General features: G+C 69.0%; 21 protein-coding genes. 9 read left to right on the top strand and 12 right to left on the bottom strand.

Annotation, left to right across the window (positions count from 1 at the left end; translation table 11 throughout):
* The first annotated feature begins 40 nt into the window (after positions 1–40).
* Positions 41–955, top strand: coding sequence for a TAXI family TRAP transporter solute-binding subunit (locus BLT23_RS32490; RefSeq protein ID WP_245744422.1), 915 nt, complete (start codon positions 41–43; stop codon positions 953–955).
* Positions 956–959: 4 nt separating this feature from the next.
* Here BLT23_RS32490 and BLT23_RS32485 read toward each other — a convergent pair whose 3' ends face one another.
* Together BLT23_RS32485 and BLT23_RS32480 are read right to left on the bottom strand one after the other, a co-directional pair.
* On the bottom strand, positions 960–2,345 hold the full coding sequence (locus BLT23_RS32485) for a sensor histidine kinase (RefSeq protein ID WP_090056516.1): 1,386 nt from the start codon (positions 2,343–2,345) through the stop codon (positions 960–962).
* A gap of 53 nt (positions 2,346–2,398) precedes the next feature.
* Positions 2,399–3,073: a response regulator transcription factor gene (locus tag BLT23_RS32480; protein WP_090056512.1), complete on the bottom strand. Its 675-nt coding sequence runs from the start codon at positions 3,071–3,073 to the stop codon at positions 2,399–2,401.
* A 159-nt stretch (positions 3,074–3,232) separates the two neighbouring features.
* Here BLT23_RS32480 and BLT23_RS32475 point away from each other — a divergent pair, with 159 nt between their 5' ends.
* The 4 genes from BLT23_RS32475 (at position 3,233) to BLT23_RS32460 (ending at position 6,501) form a co-directional block, all read left to right on the top strand.
* Positions 3,233–3,961, top strand: coding sequence for an amino acid ABC transporter ATP-binding protein (locus BLT23_RS32475; RefSeq protein WP_176947034.1), 729 nt, complete (start codon positions 3,233–3,235; stop codon positions 3,959–3,961).
* 39 nt (positions 3,962–4,000) lie between these two features.
* Positions 4,001–4,891, top strand: a complete 891-nt coding sequence (locus BLT23_RS32470) for a glutamate ABC transporter substrate-binding protein (RefSeq protein WP_090056509.1) — start codon at positions 4,001–4,003, stop codon at positions 4,889–4,891.
* A gap of 72 nt (positions 4,892–4,963) precedes the next feature.
* A complete protein-coding gene (locus BLT23_RS32465; RefSeq protein WP_090056505.1) occupies positions 4,964–5,611 on the top strand; it encodes an amino acid ABC transporter permease in 648 nt (215 codons plus the stop codon).
* The gene (locus tag BLT23_RS32460; RefSeq protein ID WP_090056501.1) at positions 5,608–6,501 is read left to right on the top strand and encodes an amino acid ABC transporter permease; all 894 of its coding nucleotides are present in this window, start codon (positions 5,608–5,610) and stop codon (positions 6,499–6,501) included. The genes BLT23_RS32465 and BLT23_RS32460 overlap by 4 nt, the downstream gene beginning before the upstream one ends.
* A 61-nt stretch (positions 6,502–6,562) precedes the next feature.
* Here BLT23_RS32460 and BLT23_RS32455 read toward each other — a convergent pair whose 3' ends face one another.
* The 4 genes from BLT23_RS32455 to BLT23_RS32440 all read right to left on the bottom strand — a co-directional run bounded on the left by BLT23_RS32455 (position 6,563) and on the right by BLT23_RS32440 (position 10,341).
* Positions 6,563–7,312: a succinate dehydrogenase/fumarate reductase iron-sulfur subunit gene (locus BLT23_RS32455; protein WP_090056497.1), complete on the bottom strand. Its 750-nt coding sequence runs from the start codon at positions 7,310–7,312 to the stop codon at positions 6,563–6,565.
* Positions 7,309–9,177 (bottom strand): fumarate reductase/succinate dehydrogenase flavoprotein subunit, encoded by a 1,869-nt coding sequence (locus BLT23_RS32450; RefSeq protein ID WP_090056912.1) that lies wholly within the window; start codon positions 9,175–9,177, stop codon positions 7,309–7,311. The genes BLT23_RS32455 and BLT23_RS32450 overlap by 4 nt, the downstream gene beginning before the upstream one ends.
* Before the next feature lie 8 nt (positions 9,178–9,185).
* Positions 9,186–9,950, bottom strand: a complete 765-nt coding sequence (locus BLT23_RS32445) for a hypothetical protein (protein WP_090056494.1) — start codon at positions 9,948–9,950, stop codon at positions 9,186–9,188.
* 100 nt (positions 9,951–10,050) lie between these two features.
* Positions 10,051–10,341, bottom strand: a complete 291-nt coding sequence (locus BLT23_RS32440; protein ID WP_090056491.1) for a hypothetical protein — start codon at positions 10,339–10,341, stop codon at positions 10,051–10,053.
* 227 nt (positions 10,342–10,568) lie between these two features.
* Between BLT23_RS32440 and edd the strand changes: the two genes are divergently transcribed.
* The 3 genes from edd (at position 10,569) to BLT23_RS32420 (ending at position 15,170) form a co-directional block, all read left to right on the top strand.
* Positions 10,569–12,425 (top strand): phosphogluconate dehydratase, encoded by a 1,857-nt coding sequence (gene edd, locus BLT23_RS32435; RefSeq protein WP_176947025.1) that lies wholly within the window; start codon positions 10,569–10,571, stop codon positions 12,423–12,425.
* A gap of 554 nt (positions 12,426–12,979) precedes the next feature.
* Positions 12,980–13,603 carry a bifunctional 4-hydroxy-2-oxoglutarate aldolase/2-dehydro-3-deoxy-phosphogluconate aldolase gene (gene eda / locus BLT23_RS32425; protein WP_090056486.1) on the top strand — a complete coding sequence of 208 codons (624 nt, stop codon included), beginning with the start codon at positions 12,980–12,982 and terminating at the stop codon, positions 13,601–13,603.
* Between the two features lie 361 nt (positions 13,604–13,964).
* The gene (locus BLT23_RS32420; RefSeq protein ID WP_090056483.1) at positions 13,965–15,170 is read left to right on the top strand and encodes a DUF4142 domain-containing protein; all 1,206 of its coding nucleotides are present in this window, start codon (positions 13,965–13,967) and stop codon (positions 15,168–15,170) included.
* On the opposite strand, the gene BLT23_RS32415 is transcribed toward BLT23_RS32420, so the two are convergent.
* The 3 genes from BLT23_RS32415 to BLT23_RS32405 form a co-directional block, all read right to left on the bottom strand.
* Positions 15,167–16,201, bottom strand: coding sequence for an AAA family ATPase (locus tag BLT23_RS32415; RefSeq protein ID WP_090056481.1), 1,035 nt, complete (start codon positions 16,199–16,201; stop codon positions 15,167–15,169). The genes BLT23_RS32420 and BLT23_RS32415 overlap by 4 nt on opposite strands.
* Before the next feature lie 76 nt (positions 16,202–16,277).
* Positions 16,278–17,045, bottom strand: a complete 768-nt coding sequence (locus BLT23_RS32410; protein ID WP_090056478.1) for an RNA ligase family protein — start codon at positions 17,043–17,045, stop codon at positions 16,278–16,280.
* A gap of 42 nt (positions 17,046–17,087) precedes the next feature.
* Positions 17,088–17,849, bottom strand: a complete 762-nt coding sequence (locus BLT23_RS32405; protein ID WP_090056474.1) for a hypothetical protein — start codon at positions 17,847–17,849, stop codon at positions 17,088–17,090.
* A gap of 175 nt (positions 17,850–18,024) precedes the next feature.
* Here BLT23_RS32405 and BLT23_RS32400 point away from each other — a divergent pair, with 175 nt between their 5' ends.
* Entirely contained in the window at positions 18,025–18,825 is an 801-nt protein-coding gene (locus BLT23_RS32400) for a trypsin-like serine peptidase (RefSeq protein WP_090056471.1), read from the top strand.
* A gap of 59 nt (positions 18,826–18,884) precedes the next feature.
* Here BLT23_RS32400 and BLT23_RS32395 read toward each other — a convergent pair whose 3' ends face one another.
* The 3 genes from BLT23_RS32395 to BLT23_RS32385 all read right to left on the bottom strand — a co-directional run bounded on the left by BLT23_RS32395 (position 18,885) and on the right by BLT23_RS32385 (position 21,296).
* On the bottom strand, positions 18,885–19,703 hold the full coding sequence (locus BLT23_RS32395; RefSeq protein ID WP_090056467.1) for an alpha/beta fold hydrolase: 819 nt from the start codon (positions 19,701–19,703) through the stop codon (positions 18,885–18,887).
* Between the two features lie 143 nt (positions 19,704–19,846).
* Positions 19,847–20,299 (bottom strand): MarR family winged helix-turn-helix transcriptional regulator, encoded by a 453-nt coding sequence (locus BLT23_RS32390; RefSeq protein ID WP_090056463.1) that lies wholly within the window; start codon positions 20,297–20,299, stop codon positions 19,847–19,849.
* 490 nt (positions 20,300–20,789) lie between these two features.
* The gene (locus tag BLT23_RS32385; RefSeq protein ID WP_090056460.1) at positions 20,790–21,296 is read right to left on the bottom strand and encodes a regulatory protein RecX; all 507 of its coding nucleotides are present in this window, start codon (positions 21,294–21,296) and stop codon (positions 20,790–20,792) included.
* Positions 21,297–21,302 lie beyond the last annotated feature (6 nt).

Below are 21,302 nucleotides of genomic sequence, written 5' to 3'. Positions count from 1 at the left end.
CGGGTGCAAGCGTAGAACGCCGCCGTGGCACGATGCGCAGGTGCTGGGACGAGTGCACCTCGCAGTGAGCCTGTTCACCGCCGCGACGGTCCTGACGGGCTGTGGCAGCACGCTCGAGGACGTCAAGATCACGATGGCGACGGGCAGCGAGGGCGGCGTCTACTACTCCCTCGGAAACGGTCTCGCGGACATCTGGAGCGGGCGCCTCGGCATCGCCCGTCCGCAGGTCGTCGCGACCGCCGGGTCGAAGGACAACGTCGTGCGGCTGGTGAACGACCAGGCGCAGGTCGGGTTCTCGCAGGCCGACGCGGTCGACGGGGTGCCGGGCGCGGACAAGCTGCGCGCGCTGGCCCGGATGCACGACGACTACCTGCAGGTCATCGTGCGGGCCGACCTGCCGGTCAGCAAGCTCGGGGAGCTGTCGGGGCTGCGCGTGTCGATCGGCGGGCACGAGTCGGGCGTCGAGATCATCGCGCGCCGGCTGCTGCGGTCGGCGAACGTCACACCGCAGGAGGTCAACCTCGGCCTCGACGACTCGGCCCAGGCGATGCAGGAGGGCAGGCTCGACGCGTTCTTCTGGTCGGGCGGCCTGCCGACGGCGCGCATCACGGAGCTCACCAAGGGGCTCGGCGTGCGGATGCTCGACCTGAGCGAGGACCTGGTGGCGTTCCGCCAGCAGTACCCCGTGTACGGGTCGGCGACGCTGCCCGCCTCGACCTACAACCTGCAGTCCGGCCCGGTCATCACCCTCGTCGTGCGCAACTTCCTGCTCGTCAGCGAGAAGATGTCCGACGACGTGGCCGAGGCGCTCGTGCGGAAGCTGTTCGAGGGCCAGCCGGAGCTCGTGAAGGCGCACTCGGCCGCCAGAACGATCGAGCAGCGGTCGGCGATCGAGACCTCGCCGGTGCCGCTGCACAACGGCGCCGTCCGCTACTACCGCGACGCCAAGATCTGAGGCGTCACACGGCGGGCAGCCGCACCACGACCTTCAGCCCGCCGTTCTCCGGCGACTCGAGCCGCACCGAGCCGTCCACCCGTTCGACGACGAGCCGCACGATGGACAGCCCCAGCCCGGAGCCCGGCACGTTCTGGTGGGCGGGGCTGCGCCAGAACCGGTCGGTGGCGCGGTCGAGCTCCTCGGCCTGCAGCCCGGGGCCCTCGTCCGCGACGGACAGCGTCACGACGCCGTCCGCCTTGCGCACGTCGACGACGATCAGCGTGCCCTCCGGGGTGAACTTCAGCGCGTTGTCGAGCAGCGCGTCGAGGATCGTCTCGATGCCGCGCGGGGGCGCGAGCGCCGCACCGACCCGTTGCCCGTCCAGCACGAGGTGGACGTCCTTCGCGGCCGCGGCGGCCTGCCAGGCGGACAGCCGGGCGGCCACGGACTTGTCGACGTCCACCGGGACCGGGTCGACCGAGCTGGACTCCGCGCGGGCCATCGCGAGCAGCTCGTCGAGGATGCGGTTGAGCCGGTCGGTCTCGCTGAGCGCCTCGACCTGGTGCACCTCGGCCTCGTCGTCGACGTGACCCTCCAGGTTGGACAGCCGCAGTTTCAACGCCGTCAACGGGTTGCGCAGCTGGTGCGAGGCGTCGGCGACGAACGCCCGTTGCGCGGCCAGCACATCGCTCACGTTCGCGGCCATCTGGTCGAAGGACCTGCTGAGCTGCCGCAGCTCCGGCGGGCCGCTGTCCGCGCCGACGGGCGGCACCGGGCGCCCGGCCACGACCGCGGCCAGCAACTTGCCCGTCGCGTCGTCGAGCGCCTGCACGGGCCGCAGCGTCCAGCGCACCACCGGCAGCGCCAGCAGCACCGCGAGCGCCAGCACCAGCAGGCTCGCCGCGAGCAGCAGCCCCCACCAGGCCAGCACCTCGAAGCGGGTCTTGTCCGTCGGCGAGAACGTGATCACCGCGCCGCGGACCTCGCCGTCGACCAGCACCGGTTCGGCGAGGACGAGCCGCGTCTCGTCCCACGGCATGAACAACGGCGGCACGACCGGTAGCCGCCCTGCCAGCGCCTTGCTCACCAGTTCCTGCACGACGTTGTCGCCGAGCGCGAGGTCGTTGCGCGACGCCACCAGCGCCACCGTCGGCGCGTCACGTGCCACCACGGCCACACCGATGCCGTAGAGCTCGTCGTAGCGCTCCAGCTCGGGACGCAGCACGCTCGGCTGGTCGTCGATCAACGGCCGCTGCGCGAGCGACGCGAATCGGCTGGTGTCGGCGAGCCGGTCGAGGAACATCTCCTGCTGCTCCGCGGTCGCCACGTTGCGGCCGAGCGGCACCCCGAGACCCACCAGCACGAGGACTACGAGCGCCAGAACGACGCCCAGCAACCGGGTCCTCACTGCCCGTCACCCCACCCGGCGCCGACACACCGGAGAAATTCACCCAATCGAGATCACACCTGACCCAGCCGGTACCCGACGCCCCGCACCGTCTCCAGCAGCGTCGGACGGCCGAGCTTGGTCCGCAGCGTCGCCACGTGCACGTCGAGCGTGCGGTTCGCGCCCGACCAGGTCCTGCCCCACACCTCGGCGAGGATGCGCTCCCGCGTGCACACCGCGCCGCCCGCGGCCATCACGAGCGCGAGCACCTGGAACTCCTTGCGAGACAAAGCGACCGACGCGCCCGCGACGGTGACCTCGTGCCGGCCGAGGTCCACCCGCACGTCCCCGGTCTCGAACACCTCCGTCGACGCCGACCCCACCCCCACCGGGTCGGCTCCGCGGCGGCGCCGCACGGCGTGCACGCGGGCGACGAGCTCACCCACGTCGTAGGGCTTGACCAGGTAGTCGTCGGCCCCGGCGTGCAGGCCGAGGATCCGGTCGTCGATCTCCCCCCGCGCCGAGACCACGATGATCGCGACGTCCGACGCGGCCCTGATGGCGCGGCACAGCGTCACACCGTCCATGTCGGGCAGTCCGAGGTCGAGCAGCACCACGTCGACGCCCGCGAGGCGGTCGAGTGTGCCGCGGCCGGTGGCCTGCCGGTCGACGTGGAACCCCCGTCTGGTCAGGGCGGGGACCAGGGCCTCGGCGACCCTGTCGTCGTCCTCGACGAGCAGCACGCGCACTTTCGCTACCTCCCGGGCAACCGATGTCTGCCTGTGACAGAGTTGAGACCCTAAGTCTTGCTCAATGTCCTGGACTGGTGTGGTGGCGGACACCTAGGTTTCCGCCAACGCCGACGACCCCAAATGGAGGACTGGATGACTGCCGCCTCTGCCCCGCCGATGATTCGCATGGCGGGTGTGGACAAGTTCTTCGGCCCGCTGCACGTGCTCAAGAACGTGCAACTGGAAGTGCCGAAGGGGCAGGTCGTGGTCGTGCTGGGGCCGTCGGGTTCCGGTAAGTCGACCCTGTGCCGGACGATCAACCGCCTGGAGCCGATCGACTCGGGCGTCATCGAGGTCGACGGGCAGCCGCTCCCGGCCGAGGGCAAGGAACTGGCTCGCCTGCGCGCCGATGTCGGCATGGTGTTCCAGTCGTTCAACCTCTTCGCGCACAAGACCATCGTCGAGAACGTGATGCTGGCTCCGACGAAGGTGCGCAAGATCCCGGCCGCCGAGGCCCGCAAGACCGCGATGGAACTGCTGGAGCGCGTCGGCATCGCCAACCAGGCGGACAAGTTCCCCGCTCAGCTCTCGGGTGGACAGCAGCAGCGCGTGGCGATCGCGCGGTCGCTCGCGATGAAGCCCAAGGTGATGCTGTTCGACGAGCCCACCTCCGCGCTCGACCCGGAGATGGTCCAGGAGGTCCTGGACGTCATGACGAGCCTCGCCAAGGAAGGCATGACGATGCTCGTCGTCACGCACGAGATGGGCTTCGCCCGCAAGGCCGCGGACCGGGTGATCTTCATGGCCGACGGTGAGGTCGTCGAGGACTCCACCCCGGAAGAGTTCTTCTCGGCCCCGAAGTCCAACCGCGCGAAGGATTTCCTTGGCAAGATCCTGACGCACTAGTAGTCAGCCCGATTTCGAACGAATGGCAGGAGAAGGACGATGAGGGTTCGCACCCTTGCGGCGGTGCTGCTGACGGGCGCACTCGCCCTTACCGCGTGTGGCAAGGAGGGCAGCCCGACCGACACGGCGGCGCCCGCCGGTGTCTTCGACGTCGCCGCGGACGTGAAGGTCGACGGTTCGCCCACGTTCGAGAAGGCCAAGTCGCGCGGCTCGCTGGTCGTCGGCGTCAAGGAGGACCAGCCGGGTCTGGGCTACAAGGACCCGACGACCAACAAGTACAGCGGCTTCGACGTCGACATCGCCCGGCTGATCTCGGCGAAGCTCGGCTTCGACCCGGAGAAGATCCAGTTCAAGACGATCCAGTCGGCCGCTCGCGAGCAGGCGCTGATCAACGGTGACGTCGACTACTACGTCGGCACCTACACGATCAACGCGGGCCGCAAGGAGAAGGTCGCCTTCGCCGGACCGTACTTCGTCGCGGGCCAGGACCTGCTGGTCAAGGCCGACAACACCGACATCACCGGCCCGGAGACGCTCAAGGGCAAGAAGGTCTGCTCCGCCACCGGATCCACCCCGATCAAGCAGATCCGGGACAAGGGCTACACCGAGCCCGAGAACATCCTCGAGTTCCAGGGCTACTCGCAGTGCGTCACCAAGCTGCTCGACGGTGAGGTCGACGCCGTCACCACCGACGACGCGATCCTCAAGGGCTACGCCGCCGCCGAGGAGGGCAAGCTGAAGGTCGTCGGCAAGACGTTCTCCAACGAGCCGTACGGCATCGGCCTGCCCAAGGACGACAAGGCCCTGCGCGACAAGGTGAACGACATCCTCCAGGCCGCCATGGACGACGGTGCCTGGCAGAAGATCTACGACGGCACCCTGGGCAAGTCGGGGTCGTCCGCCGAGAAGCCGACCATCGACCGGTACTGACGGGCTCTTAGTGGCCGGTGGATCCTGCGCGGGTCCACCGGCCGTTCCTTTGAAGGCGGACAAGGAAACCCGATGAGCGTCCTCACCAACAACCTAGATCTGTTCTTGCGCGCGTTCGGACAGACGCTGCAGCTCTTCGCGATCTCCGGCGTGCTGTCGCTGCTGCTGGGCACGCTGCTCGCGGCGCTGCGGGTCAGCCCCGTCCCGGTGTTCCGGGCCGTCGGCGCGGCCTACGTGACGGTGCTGCGCAACACCCCGCTGACTCTCGTCTTCGTCTTCTTCCTCTTCGGCTACCCCCTGCTGGAGATCGTGAAGATCGAGCCCTACACCGCGGCCGTGGTGGCGCTGTCGCTCTACACGGCGGCCTTCGTCTGCGAGGTCGTCCGTTCCGGCATCAACACCGTGCCGGTCGGCCAGGCCGAGGCGTCCCGCGCGCTCGGGCTCACGTTCGTGCAGATGCTGGGCAACGTGGTGCTGCCGCAGGCGCTGCGGTCGGTGGTGCCGCCGATGACCAGCACCATGATCGCGTTGCTGAAGAACACGACGGTCGCCTCCGGTTTCGCCGTCTTCCAGGCGGGCACCATCCGCGACTCGCTGTCGGAGCAGGGTGAGAACGTCCTGCTCGGACTCCTGTGGGTGGCGATCGGGTTCGTCATCCTGGTCATGCCGCTGACCTACGTGCAGCAGACCTTCGAGAAGCGGTGGAGCGTGGCCCGATGAGCATGGTGCTGTTCGACGTCCCCGGTCCGAAGGCCCGCGTCCGTCACAAGATCATGGCGGTCGTCGGCGTCGCGGCCCTGGTCGCCGCCCTCGCCTACGTGGTGATGCGCTTCATCGCCACCGACCAGTTCTCCTCCCGCAGGCTCGACTGGATCAACTACAAGCAGATCCAGCTCTCCCTGGTGGAGGCGATCGGCAACACGCTGAGCGCGTTCGCCGTCGGAGCCGTGCTGGCGCTGCTGTTCGGCGCGGTCTTCGCCGCCGCCCGGCTGTCCGACCACGCGTGGGTGCGCGGTCCCGCCGCGGTGGTCGTCGAGATCTTCCGCGCCATCCCGCTCGTGGTCATGATGTTCTTCTTCTACTACGGCCTTCCCGTGGCCGGGGTGAAGCTGAGCGCGTTCACGGCGGTCGTGGTGAGCCTGATGCTGTACAACGGCTCGGTGCTCGCGGAGATCTTCCGCGCGGGCATCAACTCCCTGCCGAAGGGGCAGAGCGAGGCCGCGTACGCGCTGGGCATGCGCAAGACCCAGGTGATGACGCTCGTCCTGCTGCCGCAGGCGCTGCGGTCGATGATGCCGACCATCATCAGCCAGCTCGTCGTGCTGCTGAAGGACACCGCGCTCGGCTTCCTCATCACGTTCGAGGAGCTGCTGCGCTGGGGCACGCGCATCGGTGGCGACGCGGTGAACTTCGGCCGGCCGATGATCTCGGTCATGATCGTCGTCGCGCTGATCTACATCGGACTGTGCCTGCTGCTGACGTGGTTCGCGAACTACCTCGAGAAGCGCAACCGCCGCAGCAAGAAGGTCATCCACACCGATGACGACGAGGCCGGCCAGACCCAGGTCGCCGAGTCGTCGGCGGTCATGGGGGCCGGCAGCGTCCTCTGACACCGGTCAGCGAAACGGGGCGTGTCCACATCGGACACGCCCCGTTCCTTGTTTCACGATGTTACGAACGCCTGAAGAGCTTGTTGCCCAGCCAGACGATCGGGTCGTACTTGCGGTCGGCGACGCGTTCCTTCATCGGGATGAGCGCGTTGTCGGTGATGTGGATGTGCTCGGGGCACACCTCGCTGCAGCACTTGGTGATGTTGCAGTAGCCCAGCCCGTGGTCGTCCTGGGCCTGGTCGACGCGGTCGGCGGTGTCGAGCGGGTGCATCTCCAGCTCGGCGACCCGCATGAGGAACCGCGGCCCGGAGAACGCCTCCTTGTTCTCCTCGTGGTCGCGCACCACGTGGCAGGTGTTCTGGCACAGGAAGCACTCGATGCACTTGCGGAACTCCTGCGAGCGCTCGACGTCCACCTGCTGCATCCGGTACTCGCCCGGAGCCAGGTCCTTCGGCGGCTGGAACGACGGGACCTCGCGCGCCTTGGTGTAGTTGAAGGACACGTCGGTGACGAGGTCGCGGATGATCGGGAACGTCCGCATCGGCGTGACCGTGATCGTCTCCGCCTCCTCGAAGATCGACATGCGGGTCATGCACAGCAGCCGCGGCCGCCCGTTGACCTCCGCCGAGCACGAGCCGCACTTGCCCGCCTTGCAGTTCCACCGCACGGCGAGGTCCGGTGCCTGGGTGGCCTGCAGCCGGTGGATGATGTCGAGCACCACCTCGCCCTCGTTGACCTCGACGGTGAAGTCCTCCAGCCCGCCGCCGGAGTCGTCGCCACGCCACACCCGGAACTTCCCCTGGTAGCTCATGCCAGCTCCTCGGCGGTGAGGTACTTCTCCAGCTCGGACCGGTCGAACAGGTCGAGCAGGTCGGACCGGATCGGGATCTGCGGTTTCTCCACGACCTCCACGCCGTCGCCGGAGACCGCGCACACCAGCAGCTTGCGCCGCCACTCGGCGTCCATCGACGGGTGGTCGTCGCGGGTGTGGCCGCCGCGGGACTCGGTGCGCAGCAACGCCGCCCGCGCCACGCACTCCGACACGAGCAGCATGTTGCGCAGGTCGAGCGCGAGGTGCCAGCCGGGGTTGAACTGCTGGTGCCCCTCGACCGAGAGCGACCGGGCCCGTTCCTTGAGCTTCTCCAGGCGCTGCAACGCCTCGTCCATCTCCTCCGCCCGCCGGATGATGCCGACGAGGTCGTTCATGGACTGCTGCAGCTCCATGTGCAGGGTGTACGGGTTCTCCCCGCCCTCCTGCTGGAACGGCTTGAGCGCGGTGGCCCGTGCCTCGGTGACGGCCTCCTCCGCGATCGCCGGGCGGTCGCTCAGCCCCCGCACGTACTCCGCGGCGCCCGCACCGGCCCTGCGGCCGAACACGAGCAGGTCCGACAACGAGTTGCCGCCCAGCCGGTTGGACCCGTGCATGCCGCCGGAGACCTCACCGGCGGCGTAGAGCCCCGGCACGGACGACGAGCCGGTGTCCGGGTCCACCTCGACGCCGCCCATGACGTAGTGGCACGTCGGGCCGACCTCCATCGGCTGCGCGGTGATGTCGACGTCGGCCAGCTCCTTGAACTGGTGGTGCATCGACGGCAGCCGGCGCCGGATCTCCTCGGCGGGCAGCCGGGTCGACACGTCGAGGAAGACGCCACCGTGCGGTGACCCGCGACCCTCCTTCACCTCGGAGTTGATCGCGCGCGCCACCTCGTCGCGCGGCAGCAGCTCCGGTGGGCGCCGGTTGCCCGCCTGGTCGGTGTACCAGCGGTCGGCCTCCTCCTCGTTGTCCGCGTACTTGTCCTTGAACACCTCGGGGATGTAGTCGAACATGAACCGCTTGCCGTCGGAGTTGCGCAGCACGCCGCCGTCACCGCGCACGGACTCGGTGACGAGGATGCCCTTCACCGACGGCGGCCAGACCATCCCGGTGGGGTGGAACTGGATGAACTCCATGTTGATCAGCGAGGCGCCCGCGCGCAGTGCCAGCGCGTGGCCGTCGCCGGTGTACTCCCACGAGTTCGAGGTGACCTTGAACGACTTGCCGATGCCGCCGGTCGCGAGGATCACCGCCGGTGCCTCGAAGAGCACGAACCGGCCGGACTCGCGCCAGTAGCCGAACGCGCCGGCGATCCTGTCGCCGTCCTTCACCAGGTCGGTGACGGTGAACTCCTGGAACACCCGCAGGCGGTGCTCGTAGTCGCCGGTCTCCTTGAAGTCCTCCTGCTGCAACGACACGATCTTCTGCTGCAGGGTGCGGATCAGCTCCAGACCGGTGCGGTCACCGACGTGCGCGAGACGCGGGTACTCGTGGCCGCCGAAGTTGCGCTGCGAGATGCGGCCGTCCTTGGTGCGGTCGAACAGCGCCCCGTAGGTCTCCAGCTCCCAGACCCGTTGCGGCGCCTCCTGGGCGTGCAGCTCGGCCATCCGCCAGTTGTTGAGGAACTTGCCGCCGCGCATGGTGTCGCGGAAGTGCACCTGCCAGCTGTCCGACGAGTTCACGTTGCCCATGGCGGCGGCGATCCCGCCCTCCGCCATGACGGTGTGCGCCTTGCCGAACAACGACTTGCAGAGAACGGCGGTGCGCAGGCCGTGCTCACGGGCCTCGATCGCGGCACGCAGACCGGCCCCGCCAGCGCCGATCACGAGAACGTCGAACGAATGCCTTTCCAGCTCGGGCAAAACCACTCCTAGTTGATGAAGCGGAGGTCGGAGATCGTTTCCGAGGCGACCAGCGCGACGTACAGGTCGGTCAGGCAGACGAAGATCAGCGAGGCCCACGCCAGCTGCATGTGGCGGTTGTTGAGCTTCGAGACCTGCGTCCACATCCAGTACCGGACCGGGTGCTTGGAGAAGTGCTTGAGGCGTCCGCCCGCGATGTGGCGGCACGAGTGGCACGACAGCGTGTACGCGGCCAGCAGGCTGACGTTGACGAGCAGGATGAGGTTGCCCAGCCCGAGCCCGGTGCCGAACGCCAGGACGGTGTCGTAGATGTTGACGCACAACAGGATCGAGGCCGCGTAGAAGAAGTACCGGTGCAGGTTCTGCGCGATCAGCGGGAAGCGCGTCTCACCGGTGTACTTGGCGTGCGGCTCGGCCACGGCGCACGCGGGCGGCGACGCCCAGGCGGCGCGGTAGTACGCCTTGCGGTAGTAGTAGCAGGTGATCCGGAACCCGAGCAGGAACGGGATGATCACCACCGGCGGCGTCAGGAACCCCGGCAGCGCCGGCAGCGGCTGGCCGAAGTGCGAGGCCGCGGGCACGCACTCCTCGCTCAGGCACGGCGAGTACATCGGTGTGAGGTAGTGGTACTGGTCGACCCAGTAGAAGTCCCCCTGGAACGTCCGGAACGCCGCGTAGATCGAGATCAGCAGCAGGCCGGCGAACGTCGTCAGCGGCGGCAGCCACCACCGGTCCGTGCGCAGCGTCCTGGCGGCGATCTGTGCCCTCGCCATCGGTCACCTTTCTGGGTCCACGTCGTTGTGGGAGAACGGTCGGTCGGCGGACAAACGGGCACGGCCCCCGCGTCCGGCGGGGGCCGTGTGATCAGCTTCGTCAGGTCCGGTTGCGGTAGCCACCGAGCCCTTCGTCGTCCGCGTCCTTCCACAACGACTCGTCGTAGGGCGTGTCGGGCACGACCACGACCTCACGTTCCACCCGTGGCGCTTCCCGCTGCCTCGGGGTGCTGAGGTCGACGAGTTCGGTGGCGTCGATGTCCATGCGCTCAACGTCGTTGGCGAGGCGTTGGACTGCCGCCACGTCGCCATAACGGGCCCGCAGGGCGCTGACGGCGTGGCGCATCTGACCGATGACCCGGCGCAGCTCGACGATCTCCGTGGAGTTCATGGGACACCTCCGTTCCAAGGTCGTGCCCCGCACTCTGCCCAATCTCAAGCGATGTGACAAGCACCACACGCCAACATTCGACCCTGGATCCTTCCCAGCAACTGAATCGTTTTTGTGTCTACGACCAGCCATGACTTACTGTGTGTGGCGTCACGCCCGTCCGTGGGACGCCACTGTTGTCGTCTCGTGAGGGCCCCACCACGGCCCGTGATGACCCGGAGACCCAGATGACCGAACTGCACCCTGTCCTGACCGAGGTGACACGCAGGATCGCCGCGCGCAGCGCCGACTCCCGCCGTGTGTACCTCGAACGTGTGGCCGCTGCCGCGCAGGACGGCACGTCCCGGTCCGGCTTCGCGTGCAGCAACCTCGCGCACGGCTTCGCCGGCATCACCGGCGGCGACAAGGCGGCGCTGCGTGCGCTGCGCAAGTCCAACGTCGCGATCGTGTCGTCGTACAACGACATGCTGTCGGCGCACCAGCCGTTCCAGGAGTACCCGGCCTGGATCAAGGACGCCGTGCGCGCCGTCGGCGGCGTGTCGCAGTTCGCGGGCGGTGTGCCCGCGATGTGCGACGGCATCACCCAGGGCCGTGACGGCATGGAGCTGTCGCTGTTCAGCCGCGATGTCATCGCGATGTCGACCGGCGTGGCCCTGTCGCACGAGATGTTCGACGCCGCCGTCCTGCTGGGCGTGTGCGACAAGATCGTCCCCGGCCTGCTGATCGGCGCCCTGTCCTTCGGCCACCTGCCGTCGATCCTGGTGCCGGCCGGCCCGATGTCGTCGGGCCTGTCGAACAAGGAGAAGGCCCGCGTCCGCCAGCTGTACGCCGAGGGCAAGGCCACGCGCGACGACCTGCTGGAAGCCGAGGCCGCCTCGTACCACTCCCCCGGCACCTGCACCTTCTACGGCACCGCGAACTCGAACCAGATGGTCGTCGAGGTCATGGGCCTGCACCTGCCGGGCGCCTCGTTCGTGCCGCCGGGCACGACGCTGCGCCGCGCCCTCACCGAACACGCCGGCCGCCGCGCCGTCGAGATGGCCAAGGGCGAGGGCTACACCCCGATCGCGCACGTCGTCGACGAGAAGGCCGTCGTCAACGGCGTCGTCGCGCTGCTCGCGACCGGTGGCTCCACCAACCACACGATGCACCTGGTGGCCATCGCCGCCGCCGCGGGCATCGAGCTCAGCTGGGACGACTTCTCGGACCTGTCCGCGATCGTGCCGCTGATCGCGCGGGTCTACCCGAACGGCGGCGCCGACATCAACCACTTCCAGGCCGCGGGCGGCGTCCAGTTCGTGGTCGGCACCCTGCTCGACGCGGGCCTGCTGCACGCCGACGTCACCACCGTCGCCGGTCCCGGCCTCGACCGCTACCGCCAGGAGCCGATGCTGTCCGACGGCGAGCTGGTCTGGGTCGACGGCCCCGGCCGTTCCCTGGACACCGACGTCCTGCGCCCGGCGTCCGACCCGTTCGCCACCGACGGCGGCCTGCGGATGCTCAGCGGCAACCTCGGCCGGTCCGTCATCAAGGTGTCGGCGGTCGCGCGGGAGAACCACGTCGTCGAGGCCCCCGCCCGCGTGTTCACCACGCAGGAGGCGTTCCAGGAGGCGTTCCAGGCCGGTGAGCTCGACCGCGACGTGGTCGTCGTCGTGCGCCAGCAGGGCCCGCAGGCCAACGGCATGCCGGAGCTGCACAAGCTGACACCTCCGCTGGGCGTGCTGATGGACCGCGGCTTCAAGGTGGCGCTGGTGACCGACGGCCGCATGTCCGGCGCGTCGGGAAAGATCCCTGCCGCCATCCAGCTCACCCCGGAAGCCGCCGTCGGCGGCCCGCTGGGCCGGGTCCGCGACGGCGACGTCGTCCGCCTCGACGCCACCGCCGGGACGCTGGAGGTCATGGTGCCCGCAGAGGAACTGGCGTCGCGGCCGCTCGTCGACTTCCCGGCCTCCGCGCACGAGTGGGCGGGCACGGGCCGTGAGCTCTTCGCCGCCCTGCGCCGCACCGTCGGTCCCGCCGACCGCGGTGCGACGGTGTTCGGCCCGATCACCGCCGACCACTTCGCGCCGGTCACGCACCACTGAACCGGTCGCGGTCCGGCAATATATTGGTTCGGGTCGGCGACCTGCTCGATCGCGACGACTTCGTCGGTGACGAGGTCGTCGCGGGATGGGATGTTGACGAAGTCGTCGCGAGGTGGACGGCGTCAACGTGGACCAGGCTGACGCAGACTGGACAGCGTCAACGTCGATGAGGTCCGCCGAGGTTGATGGCGTCAATGTCGACGCGATCGGCGCGAACTCGACAGCGTCAACATTGATGGTCAACATCGACGACGTCGACACGCACTTGACGGTGTCGACGTCGCCAACGCGACCGTGACGTTGTCAATGTCGACGCGGGCGTCATGTGCTTGACGGCGTCAACGTCGACAAGGCGGCGCAAGCTTGACGACGTCAACATTGACGTCGACATCGGCACGATGCAGGCGACGAAGTCGTCGCACACCGCACGGCGGAGTCGGTGACGAAGTCGTGGCGGGCACGGACACAGGCACCACGCGGTATGCGATATATCGGATTTGGATCTTCAAGTTGTGGCAAGGAGAGCTTTCGTGACCAACGGTGACAGTCCTCGGGTGACCACCGGGGCGGACCTGCTCGCGCTGTCCCCCGTCATCCCCGTCGTCGTGGTCGACGACGCCGACCACGCGGTGCCGCTGGCCCAGGCGCTGCTGCGCGGTGGCGTCCGCGTCATCGAGCTCACCCTGCGCACCCCGGCGGCCCTCGCCGCGATCGAGAACGTCGCGCGGGAGGTGCCGGAGATCGTGATCGGCGCGGGCACCGTCACGGCGCCGGAGCACGCCGAGCAGGCCGCGAAGGCCGGGGCGGCGTTCCTCGTCACGCCCGGCACGACCGACCGCGTCCTCGACGCCGCCGACGCCACCGGGCTGCCGTACCTGCCGGGCGCGGCGACGGTGTCCGAGGCGCTGCGGCTGTCCGAACGCGGCTTGGACGCGCTCAAGTTCTTCCCCGCCGAGGCCGCGGGCGGCGTCGACTACCTGAAGTCGATCGGCGGGCCGGTGCCGCACGTGCGGTTCTGCCCGACCGGCGGCATCACCCCGCAGACCGCGCCGAACTACCTCGCGCTGCCGAACGTCGGCTGCGTCGGCGGCTCGTGGCTCGCTCCCAAGGACGCGCTCAAGGCCGGCGACTGGGACCGCATCGAGACGCTCGCCCGCGAAGCCGCCCAGCTCGGCTGACCCCGGCCACAACCAGAGCACCGCACCACCAGAGCACCGCACAACAAGATCGCGGTCACGACCAGAGCGCGGTCGCGGCAAGCCAGGTGCAGGGTCTCGGCGAATCCGCCGGTTCGTGGAGACCCTGCACCGCCATCCGCTCGGTACGGCCCTCCCGCCTGGTGACGGGCGACCTCCCGAGCGCGGAATTCGCAACGCCCCAGAACGCGAGCACTTCTCGCGTACGTACATCGACACCGAACAGTTCGCAAGACAACCCGTGACGCAGATCACAACGTCGAATGAGTCCGCATCGTGAACCCCGGCCCAACCTGCGCGTATCCCCTTCGAAGGCAGCTCGATCGCGGGAGGGAACGAGCACATGCGTCGCCGGTTGGACACGCTGGGACAGCGGTCCGCGTTGTTCGTCACGTCTTTCGTCTTTCTCAGCGCGTTCGCCGGAGCCGCACCGGCCAACGCGCAAGCCCCCGAGGTGCAGTCGTCGGACCGTTCTTTCCTGGTTTCCCTGCGCCAGACGAACTCCTGGCTCGTGCCGATCAGCAGGGAGATCCCGGCTCGCACGACGAACACCGCCGTCGGCAACGCCGGACGCGACATCTTCGAGGCACACTCACGACTCGACGTCGAGCTGCTCAAGTCCGCCAATGATCTCGGCGTGGTGCTGCCCAACGACGTGAGCAGCGAACACCAGTCCGTCATCAACGAAATGGCGGAACGGTCCGGGAACGACCACGACCGCGCCTACGCGACGATCACCCGGCGGGCACAGGGCACTCTTCTCGTCACGGCCACGAGAACGCGGGCGGTGACCCTCGACGCCACGATCAGGGCGCTCGCTCACCAGACCGTGCAGATGCTGGCCCGCACGATGACGGTGCTGGAGGACACCGGCCTCGCCGACCCGTCCGCGTTCGACCTGGCGGCGGCCAAGGCTCAGGTGAACTCGGTCCGGGTGGCCGGACGGAACGCCGAACCGTCCGAGCGCGAGCTGCTCGTCCTGCTCGCCCAGCACTCGCTCTGGCAGCAGCCGGCCGGGCGGGAGAGCGCGGGCCGGGGCCGTGACGCGCAGGTCCGCAGGGTCGCCGGTCAGCTCGCCGCCGAGCAGGCCCAGCTCGCGCAGGAGGTCGGCGAGGCCGCGCGGCAGCTCGGTGTGGACCTCCCCGCGGAGCCGACGGCCGAGCAGAGGTCGTGGGTGAACGCCATCTCGTCGAGCTCCGGCGACGTGCTCGACGACAGGTTCGCGAACCTGTCCCGCGCCGCCGGCGGCACCGTCGTCGTCGAGGCCGCCCTGACCCGCGCGGCGACGAGGAGCGCACCGGTCCGCGCCGCCGCGCAGACCGGGCTGAACCTCCTGGTCAAGCACATACAGCTGCTGGAAGGCACCGGGTTGGTGCGGTCGGACTCGTTGCAGCTGACGGCGGCCGCGGCGGCTCCCCGGCCGGTGTCGAGCCCAGCCCGGCTGGAGGAGTCCCCGGTGAACGTCGCCGCCCTCGCTGGCATCGCCGTCCTGCTGGTCGCGGTCGCCGGAAGCCTGTGGTTCGTCCGAGTCGGCGGCCAGCGGCACTAGACCGAGGTGTCCACCCGTTCGACGACGTGCGCCTCTGTGGGGTCGACTGCTTCCCATCGTGCGGCAAGACGGTCCACGACGGCGGCCGGTACCGGCTCGGGGCGAGCGCGGTTGCGTGTGTGGATCACGTTCTTCGGTGCTTCGAGACCAACGAGCGTGATCCGTGCGCGGTAGTCGGCGGCCAGCCCGATGCACCGGTCGCGCAGCTGCCGGGAGATGTTCGTCGCGTTCCAGACGAACCGCTCCCCCGCCCTCAGCAGCGTCCTGGCCTCCTCGAACGCCGCCGCCACGACAGCTCGCTGGTCGCCGTCCGGAGCGATGCGGAGCCGGGAACGGACCGCGTCGAGGCTCACCACCGGCCAGCCCGGCCGGTTCACGGCGATCCAGTGGTCCTTGCCGACGCCGGGCAGGCCGGACAGCACCGTGACGTCCACCCGTGTGTCGTCGTAGGCGGCGTAGGACGGGTCGCGGCCAGGCGTGCGGAAGTACTGGAACCGGGCGTGGTCGGACGGGAAGACGCGCGGCCGGTCCAGGCAGTCGCGTTCGCGGCAGTACTCCTCGAACAGCGCGATGTTCTCCAGCACCGACTCGGTGTCGGCGCAGATCCGGCCGAGGATGTCGGCGCGCGCGAGCGTCGCCAGGTCGTCGTTGCGGGCGATGAGGCTCACCCGGAACGCGATCTGGTCGAGGTCCGGCCGTTCCAGCGCCCAGAACGGCACCTGGTGGTGCCGCACCAGCGCGGCGACGTGCTCACGCCACTCGATCGGGCGGCCCATCTCCCACAGCAGCCTCCGCGCCATCAGGTCACCCGCGCGGGAGTGGCCGTGCGCCGTGATGCGGCCTTCGTCGACCTGTGTGCGGAACGGCTTGGCGACGTCGTGCAGCAGCACCGTCGCGAACAGGCGCACGCGCTCCGCCTCCGGACGAGCCCGCCACTCCGGCAACGAGACCAGGGCTTCGCACGCCATCCGCGTGTGCACCGAGACGTCACCTTCCGCGTGGTGCACCGGGTCCTGCGGCACGCCTTCCATCGCACGCACCCATGAGAAGGCGGACCTGACGGCATCCCAGTCCAGAGTCCACTGTGGACCAGACGGGCAGAGCGACTCAAACACCGGGCACCACCCTGTTCGGCAGGATCGGGCGGTCCTGCCAGTGGCTGCCCGAGTCGAGCACCGCCGTGACGAACGTCGGCCGCACCCACTTGTAGCGCGCGACCGTGCGCCCGTCCTCTTCGATCTTGATGTAGAGACCTTCCATGTCGTCGTCCGAATCGGTCTCCGCGACCACGACATCGGGGTTCTGCCCCGCCGCACGTGCCGACTCGACCAGCACGTCACGCCACCGCGAGGTGCGGCACGTGGACGGGCCGACCAGCGCCGTGAGGTCCTTCAGCGTCTTCAGCGGCCCCTCGTACAGCACCGGCACCGACGCCACCGGCGTTCCGGCGAGCGCTCGACGGCGTTCCGGTGTGGACAGGAACTCCCCGGTCTCGCGGTCGAGCAGGTCGAACTCGCAGAAGTGGTGCGGCAGCGCGTCGTAGAACACGGTGTGCTTGGCGTACAACCATTCCCCGTAGAGCACGAACCGCGTGCCGAGCCGTTCCCGGAGCACGTCCCGGTACGTCGCGGCCCACGCCTTCAGCGGCGCGAACTGCCGTTCGCGGGGCCCGCCGGTCAGGAAGTGGCCGCGCGACTGCAACCTCAGCGTGCCGTCGGAGCCGAAGCTGATGCCCGCGTTGGCACCGTCGAGCTTCTCCTCGACGACCAGGTGCCGTCCCGCGATCGCACGGAACGGCACCTGGTCCAGGTCCTCGTCGCCCGGCTGCAGGCGAGAGCCCTGAAGGTGCGGCGTTCGCGGGTACTTGTGCAACATGACCGGATTTGTAACCCGCGGGAACGCCGCCAGGCGAACGGTTTACGCCCGGCCGGCGAACTTCGCCTCGTCGGCGTCGAACGCGGGGTCGAACACGAGCCGCATCTCGCCGGGCTGCGCGCCCACCGCGTACGCGAGCTCGAAGGTGTAGTCCTCGCCAGGAGGAACGGTCGTCGACTCGACGGTGCTGTCGCATTCGCCGGTGCGGTCGAAGATCTTCTCGGCCTTCCTGCCGTCGAACTGCGCGTCGTCGCCCAACGAGATCAGCGCGGTCTCGAACGCGGCGCTCGTGCCGTTGGTGACGGTGACCTTGAACTTGACCGCGCGGGCGATGGTCGCCGGAGTCGCGTCCCGGCCCGGCTTGCACGCGACGGGCGCGGCGACATCGATCGCCACGCCGTTCGTCCAGGAGAAGCGCTTGCCCCAGGAGGGGGTATCGACGGCGGAGTTCTTCTTCAGGGTCTCACCGGCGGCGGCCTCACCCCCATTCGTGGCGCCGTCTGCGCTCGTGCCGGGCTCCTCCGCGGCGGACCGCTGCGTCAGCACGGAGACCGTGACCGCCGCGACGCACAGGACGACGCCGATCACCGCGACCAGCTTGCGCGTGCCGAACAAGGCGACGACACCGAGCACGACACCGACGACCGCGACTATGGCGGAGTAGGTGTTGAGCAGGATGACCCACGAGCACGCGACGCCGACTAATCCGAGTACCACCGCGGTCCAGGCGAGCGAACCGAACCTCGACGGCTTCCGCGTCTCGACCGGCTGCCGGGTCTGAATGTGCTGCGGTGGGTGGGTCATCACGGCTCCTGGGAGTTGGGAAGTGATGTCCAACACGTCGACCTGCCCGCTTCATCCGTTAGCAAACAATCGAAGTCACTCGATCAAGTTACCCTCCGGCGCGCCAGCACCTGTCCGAAAGTAGTGACCCGACTACGATGCGTGGAGCATTCCGGTCCTGAAAGGACTCCCGCACATGGCACGACGACTCGTCGGACTCCTGCTGGCAGCGACCGCCGTGCTCGGCGCGTCCACGGCACCCGCCCAGGCCGCCGCCGACTTCACCGGCATCGTGGCGTTGAACAACTGCTCGGGCTCGCTCGTCCGCCTGCCGGACTCGGCCCCGCGGGACAAGGCGCTTGTGCTCACGAACGGGCACTGCGTCGAGCTGATGAAGGCCGGTCAGGTCATCGTCGACCGCCCCGTGTCGCGCAGCTTCAGCTTGCTCGACGCCTCCGGCACGAAGATCGCGACCCTCACCGCCGCGAAGCTCGCCTACGCGACGATGACCGGCACCGACGCCGCGCTCTACCAGCTCGACACCACCTACGGCGATCTCCAGGAGAAGCACGGCACCCGCGCACTGGAGCTGTCGGCCACGCGCCCTGTGGCGGACACCGAGATCAGCGTCGTCTCCGGCTACTGGAAACGGGTCTACACCTGCCGGATCGACGGGTTCGTCCACCAGGTCAAGGAAGCCGACTGGACCTGGGACGACTCGCTGCGCTACACGCCGGACTGCGACACCATCGGCGGCACCTCGGGTTCGCCGGTCATCGACACCACCAACGGCAAGGTGGTCGGCGTCAACAACACGGGCAACGAAAGCGGCGGCCGCTGCACGATGAACAACCCGTGCGAGGTCGACGCCGACGGCAACGTCACCGTCCACAAGGGCACCAACTACGCCCAGCAGACGTTCGGCTTCGTCGCCTGCTTCGGCCCCGGCACGACGCTGGACCTGTCACGCCCCGGCTGCACGATCGCGAAGCCGTAGACGTACTGACGCGAGAAAGCCGGGACACCCTGGGGCGTCCCGGCTTCGCTACTTCTTCCCTACCGGGCGGCGCGCACGATCAGGTCGGCCACGGCCTCCGGGTGTGACACCGCCACCGAGTGCGACGCGCTCTTGACCTCGACGACCGCACGGGCACCGGCGCGCTCGGCCATCCACTTCTGCGCCGCGATCGGGATGTTCTTGTCCTGGCTCGCCACCATGAAGTACGACGGGATCGAGCGCCACGCGGGTTCGCCGGCCTTGTCGGACAGCGCGGTGTCGTTGACCGGCCGCTGCGTCGCCGCCGCGATCACCGCGTCCTTGCGGGGCACGTCGGCCGCGAACTGCTGCCAGTACTTGTCCTGCCGGATCACGAGGTCCTTGCTGCCGTCACCGAGCTCGATGACCGACAGCGTGTCCCCGAGAGTGCTGCCGGGGAACTTGTTCGACAGGTCGAGAGCGCTCTCGCCCTGCTCCGGCGCGAACGCCGCGACGTACACGAGTGCCTTCACGTCCGGGTTTCCGAGCGCGGCCTCCGACTGCACCATGCCGCCGTAGGAGTGCCCGGCGAGGACCACAGGTCCGTCGATCGAGGCGAGCACCCGGCGCAGGTACTCCGCGTCGCCGCCGACCGACCGCAGCGGGTTCGCCACCGCCACCACCGGGAATCCCTTGTGCTGCAAGCGGTCGACGACACCGTTCCAGCTGGAGGCGTCAGCGAACGCACCGTGCACGAGCACGACCGTCGGCTTCTTCGGCCCGTGCTTCTCCGCGTCCTTGCCGTTGCCGGAGGCACCGGACGCCCCCGCACCCGACGGAACAGCGGCGGCCAGCGCCAGCAGGGACCCCAGGACGGCGAACACCTTGCGAACTCGCATTGTTCTCTCACTCTCTCGTCGGACACCGTCTCGGTGCATCGCGCTCGATTAGATCGTGCACGATGTAAGTTACCCGACGAGATACCTCGTGCGCGATGTGTTTCAGGCCACTGAGGTCGTGGAGCGTTCCCCGGCTTGTCCGGTCAGCGTTCGGCGCCGAGCTTGACGCGCTGCAACGCCTTGCGCAGGATCGCGATCTCCTCGACGGTCATGCCCAGCGCCTTGCCCAGCTGGTGGAACATCTCGGCACCGATCCACTGCAGCTCACGGCCCTTGTCGGTGAGCTGGACCAGGACGGACCGCTCGTCGTCGGGGTGCGTGACGCGCACCAGCAGACCACCCTTCTCCAGCCGCTTGATCAGCGGCGAGAGGGTGCTGTACTCGAGGTCGAGCTCCTGGACCAGCTCCCGGATCGGCCGTGAGTCCCGCTCCCACAACAGCAGCATCACCAGGAACTGCGGGTAGGTGATGCCCGCCTTGTCGAGGATCGGACGGTAGAAACCGGTGACCGCCCGCGACGTCGTGTAGAGGTCGAAGCAGAGCAGGTCCGAGACCGTGGGGGTCGCGGCGGACGGCGTGTCGGGAGTGGTGCTCACACCGTTCAGGCTACTCGGGAGCGCACGGCGGAGCGGGGAAGTCGGCCCAGCTCGCGACGCGGTGAACCCGGCCGTGACACGCGGGACACCGCCGCTGAGCTGGGGCAGGCAGGTCGACCAGCACGAGTGAGCGGGCCTTCTCCGGGTGGCGGGCGGCGAGCCTATGGCGATGACCGCGCTGAGGCCGATGACCTCGTTGCGACGCAAGCTGGTCTTGGTGAGCGCAACGGCGAAGGCGTCGGCGTGGCCTTCCCGCGAACGAGCAGCCACGCCTTGCGTCAACACCCCGGCCACAGCGATCAGCCCCAGCAGTCACCACGATGACCACCTGAGTGCTCGAACCACAGCGGTCGACCTTCGCCGACACACCCTTGCCAGCACCTGCACCGGCGCACCTTTGCCGGCACACCTCCGCCAACACACCGTGCCGACTCACTTCTGCCGACTCACTTCTGTCGGCACAGACCTCTGTCGGCACGCCTCGGCGGCGCTACCACGGCTCGTCGAGGGCCGACGCCTCGTCGCCCGCGTTGCGCAGCTCGTCACGCACCACGCGGTAGGCGAGGCCCTCGGCGTACCCCTTGCGCGCCAGCGCGCCCACGAGGCGGCGGATCTTCGCCGTCTCGTCCACACCGGACATGGTGCGCAGGCGTTTGCGGACGAGCTCGCGGGCGCGTTCCTCCTCCGCCTCACCGTCGACCGCGGCGACGGCCTCGGCCACCACCTCGTCGGCGACGCCCTTGCGGCGCAGCTCCATGGCCAGGGCGCGGCGGCCCAGGCCGTTGTAGGTGTGGCGGGACCGCACCCACATCTCGGCGAACTGGGCGTCGTCGATCAGGCCGGCGCGGTCGAACTTGCCGAGGACCACCTCGGCGGCACCGGGGCTGATCCCCTTGCGCAGCAACGCGTCGTACAGCTCCTGCCGCGAGCGGGCACGAGCGGTGAGCAGCGCATAGCAGATGTCCCGTGCTTTGCGCTGCTCTTCGGCCTCGTCCAAACCCGG

The sequence above is a fragment of the Lentzea fradiae genome (assembly GCF_900100955.1).
GTDB classification, from domain to species: Bacteria; Actinomycetota; Actinomycetes; order Mycobacteriales; family Pseudonocardiaceae; genus Lentzea; species Lentzea fradiae.
The sequence above is the reverse complement of the archived record's forward strand: the minus strand, read 5'-3'. Positions and strand labels throughout refer to the sequence as shown.

Excerpts from the sequence above, each read along its gene's own strand:
- BLT23_RS32460 (WP_090056501.1), top strand. The coding sequence starts at position 5,608 with ATGAGCATGGTGCTGTTCGACGTCCCCGGTCCGAAGGCCCGCGTCCGT.
- edd (WP_176947025.1), top strand. The coding sequence starts at position 10,569 with ATGACCGAACTGCACCCTGTCCTGACCGAGGTGACACGCAGGATCGCC.
- BLT23_RS32405 (WP_090056474.1), bottom strand. The coding sequence starts at position 17,849 with ATGACCCACCCACCGCAGCACATTCAGACCCGGCAGCCGGTCGAGACG.
- BLT23_RS32475 (WP_176947034.1), top strand. The coding sequence starts at position 3,233 with ATGATTCGCATGGCGGGTGTGGACAAGTTCTTCGGCCCGCTGCACGTG.
- BLT23_RS32410 (WP_090056478.1), bottom strand. The coding sequence starts at position 17,045 with ATGTTGCACAAGTACCCGCGAACGCCGCACCTTCAGGGCTCTCGCCTG.
- BLT23_RS32440 (WP_090056491.1), bottom strand. The coding sequence starts at position 10,341 with ATGAACTCCACGGAGATCGTCGAGCTGCGCCGGGTCATCGGTCAGATG.
- BLT23_RS32455 (WP_090056497.1), bottom strand. The coding sequence starts at position 7,312 with ATGAGCTACCAGGGGAAGTTCCGGGTGTGGCGTGGCGACGACTCCGGC.
- BLT23_RS32395 (WP_090056467.1), bottom strand. The coding sequence starts at position 19,703 with ATGCGAGTTCGCAAGGTGTTCGCCGTCCTGGGGTCCCTGCTGGCGCTG.
- BLT23_RS32400 (WP_090056471.1), top strand. The coding sequence starts at position 18,025 with ATGGCACGACGACTCGTCGGACTCCTGCTGGCAGCGACCGCCGTGCTC.
- BLT23_RS32445 (WP_090056494.1), bottom strand. The coding sequence starts at position 9,950 with ATGGCGAGGGCACAGATCGCCGCCAGGACGCTGCGCACGGACCGGTGG.
- BLT23_RS32420 (WP_090056483.1), top strand. The coding sequence starts at position 13,965 with ATGCGTCGCCGGTTGGACACGCTGGGACAGCGGTCCGCGTTGTTCGTC.
- BLT23_RS32470 (WP_090056509.1), top strand. The coding sequence starts at position 4,001 with ATGAGGGTTCGCACCCTTGCGGCGGTGCTGCTGACGGGCGCACTCGCC.
- BLT23_RS32465 (WP_090056505.1), top strand. The coding sequence starts at position 4,964 with ATGAGCGTCCTCACCAACAACCTAGATCTGTTCTTGCGCGCGTTCGGA.
- BLT23_RS32415 (WP_090056481.1), bottom strand. The coding sequence starts at position 16,201 with ATGGAAGGCGTGCCGCAGGACCCGGTGCACCACGCGGAAGGTGACGTC.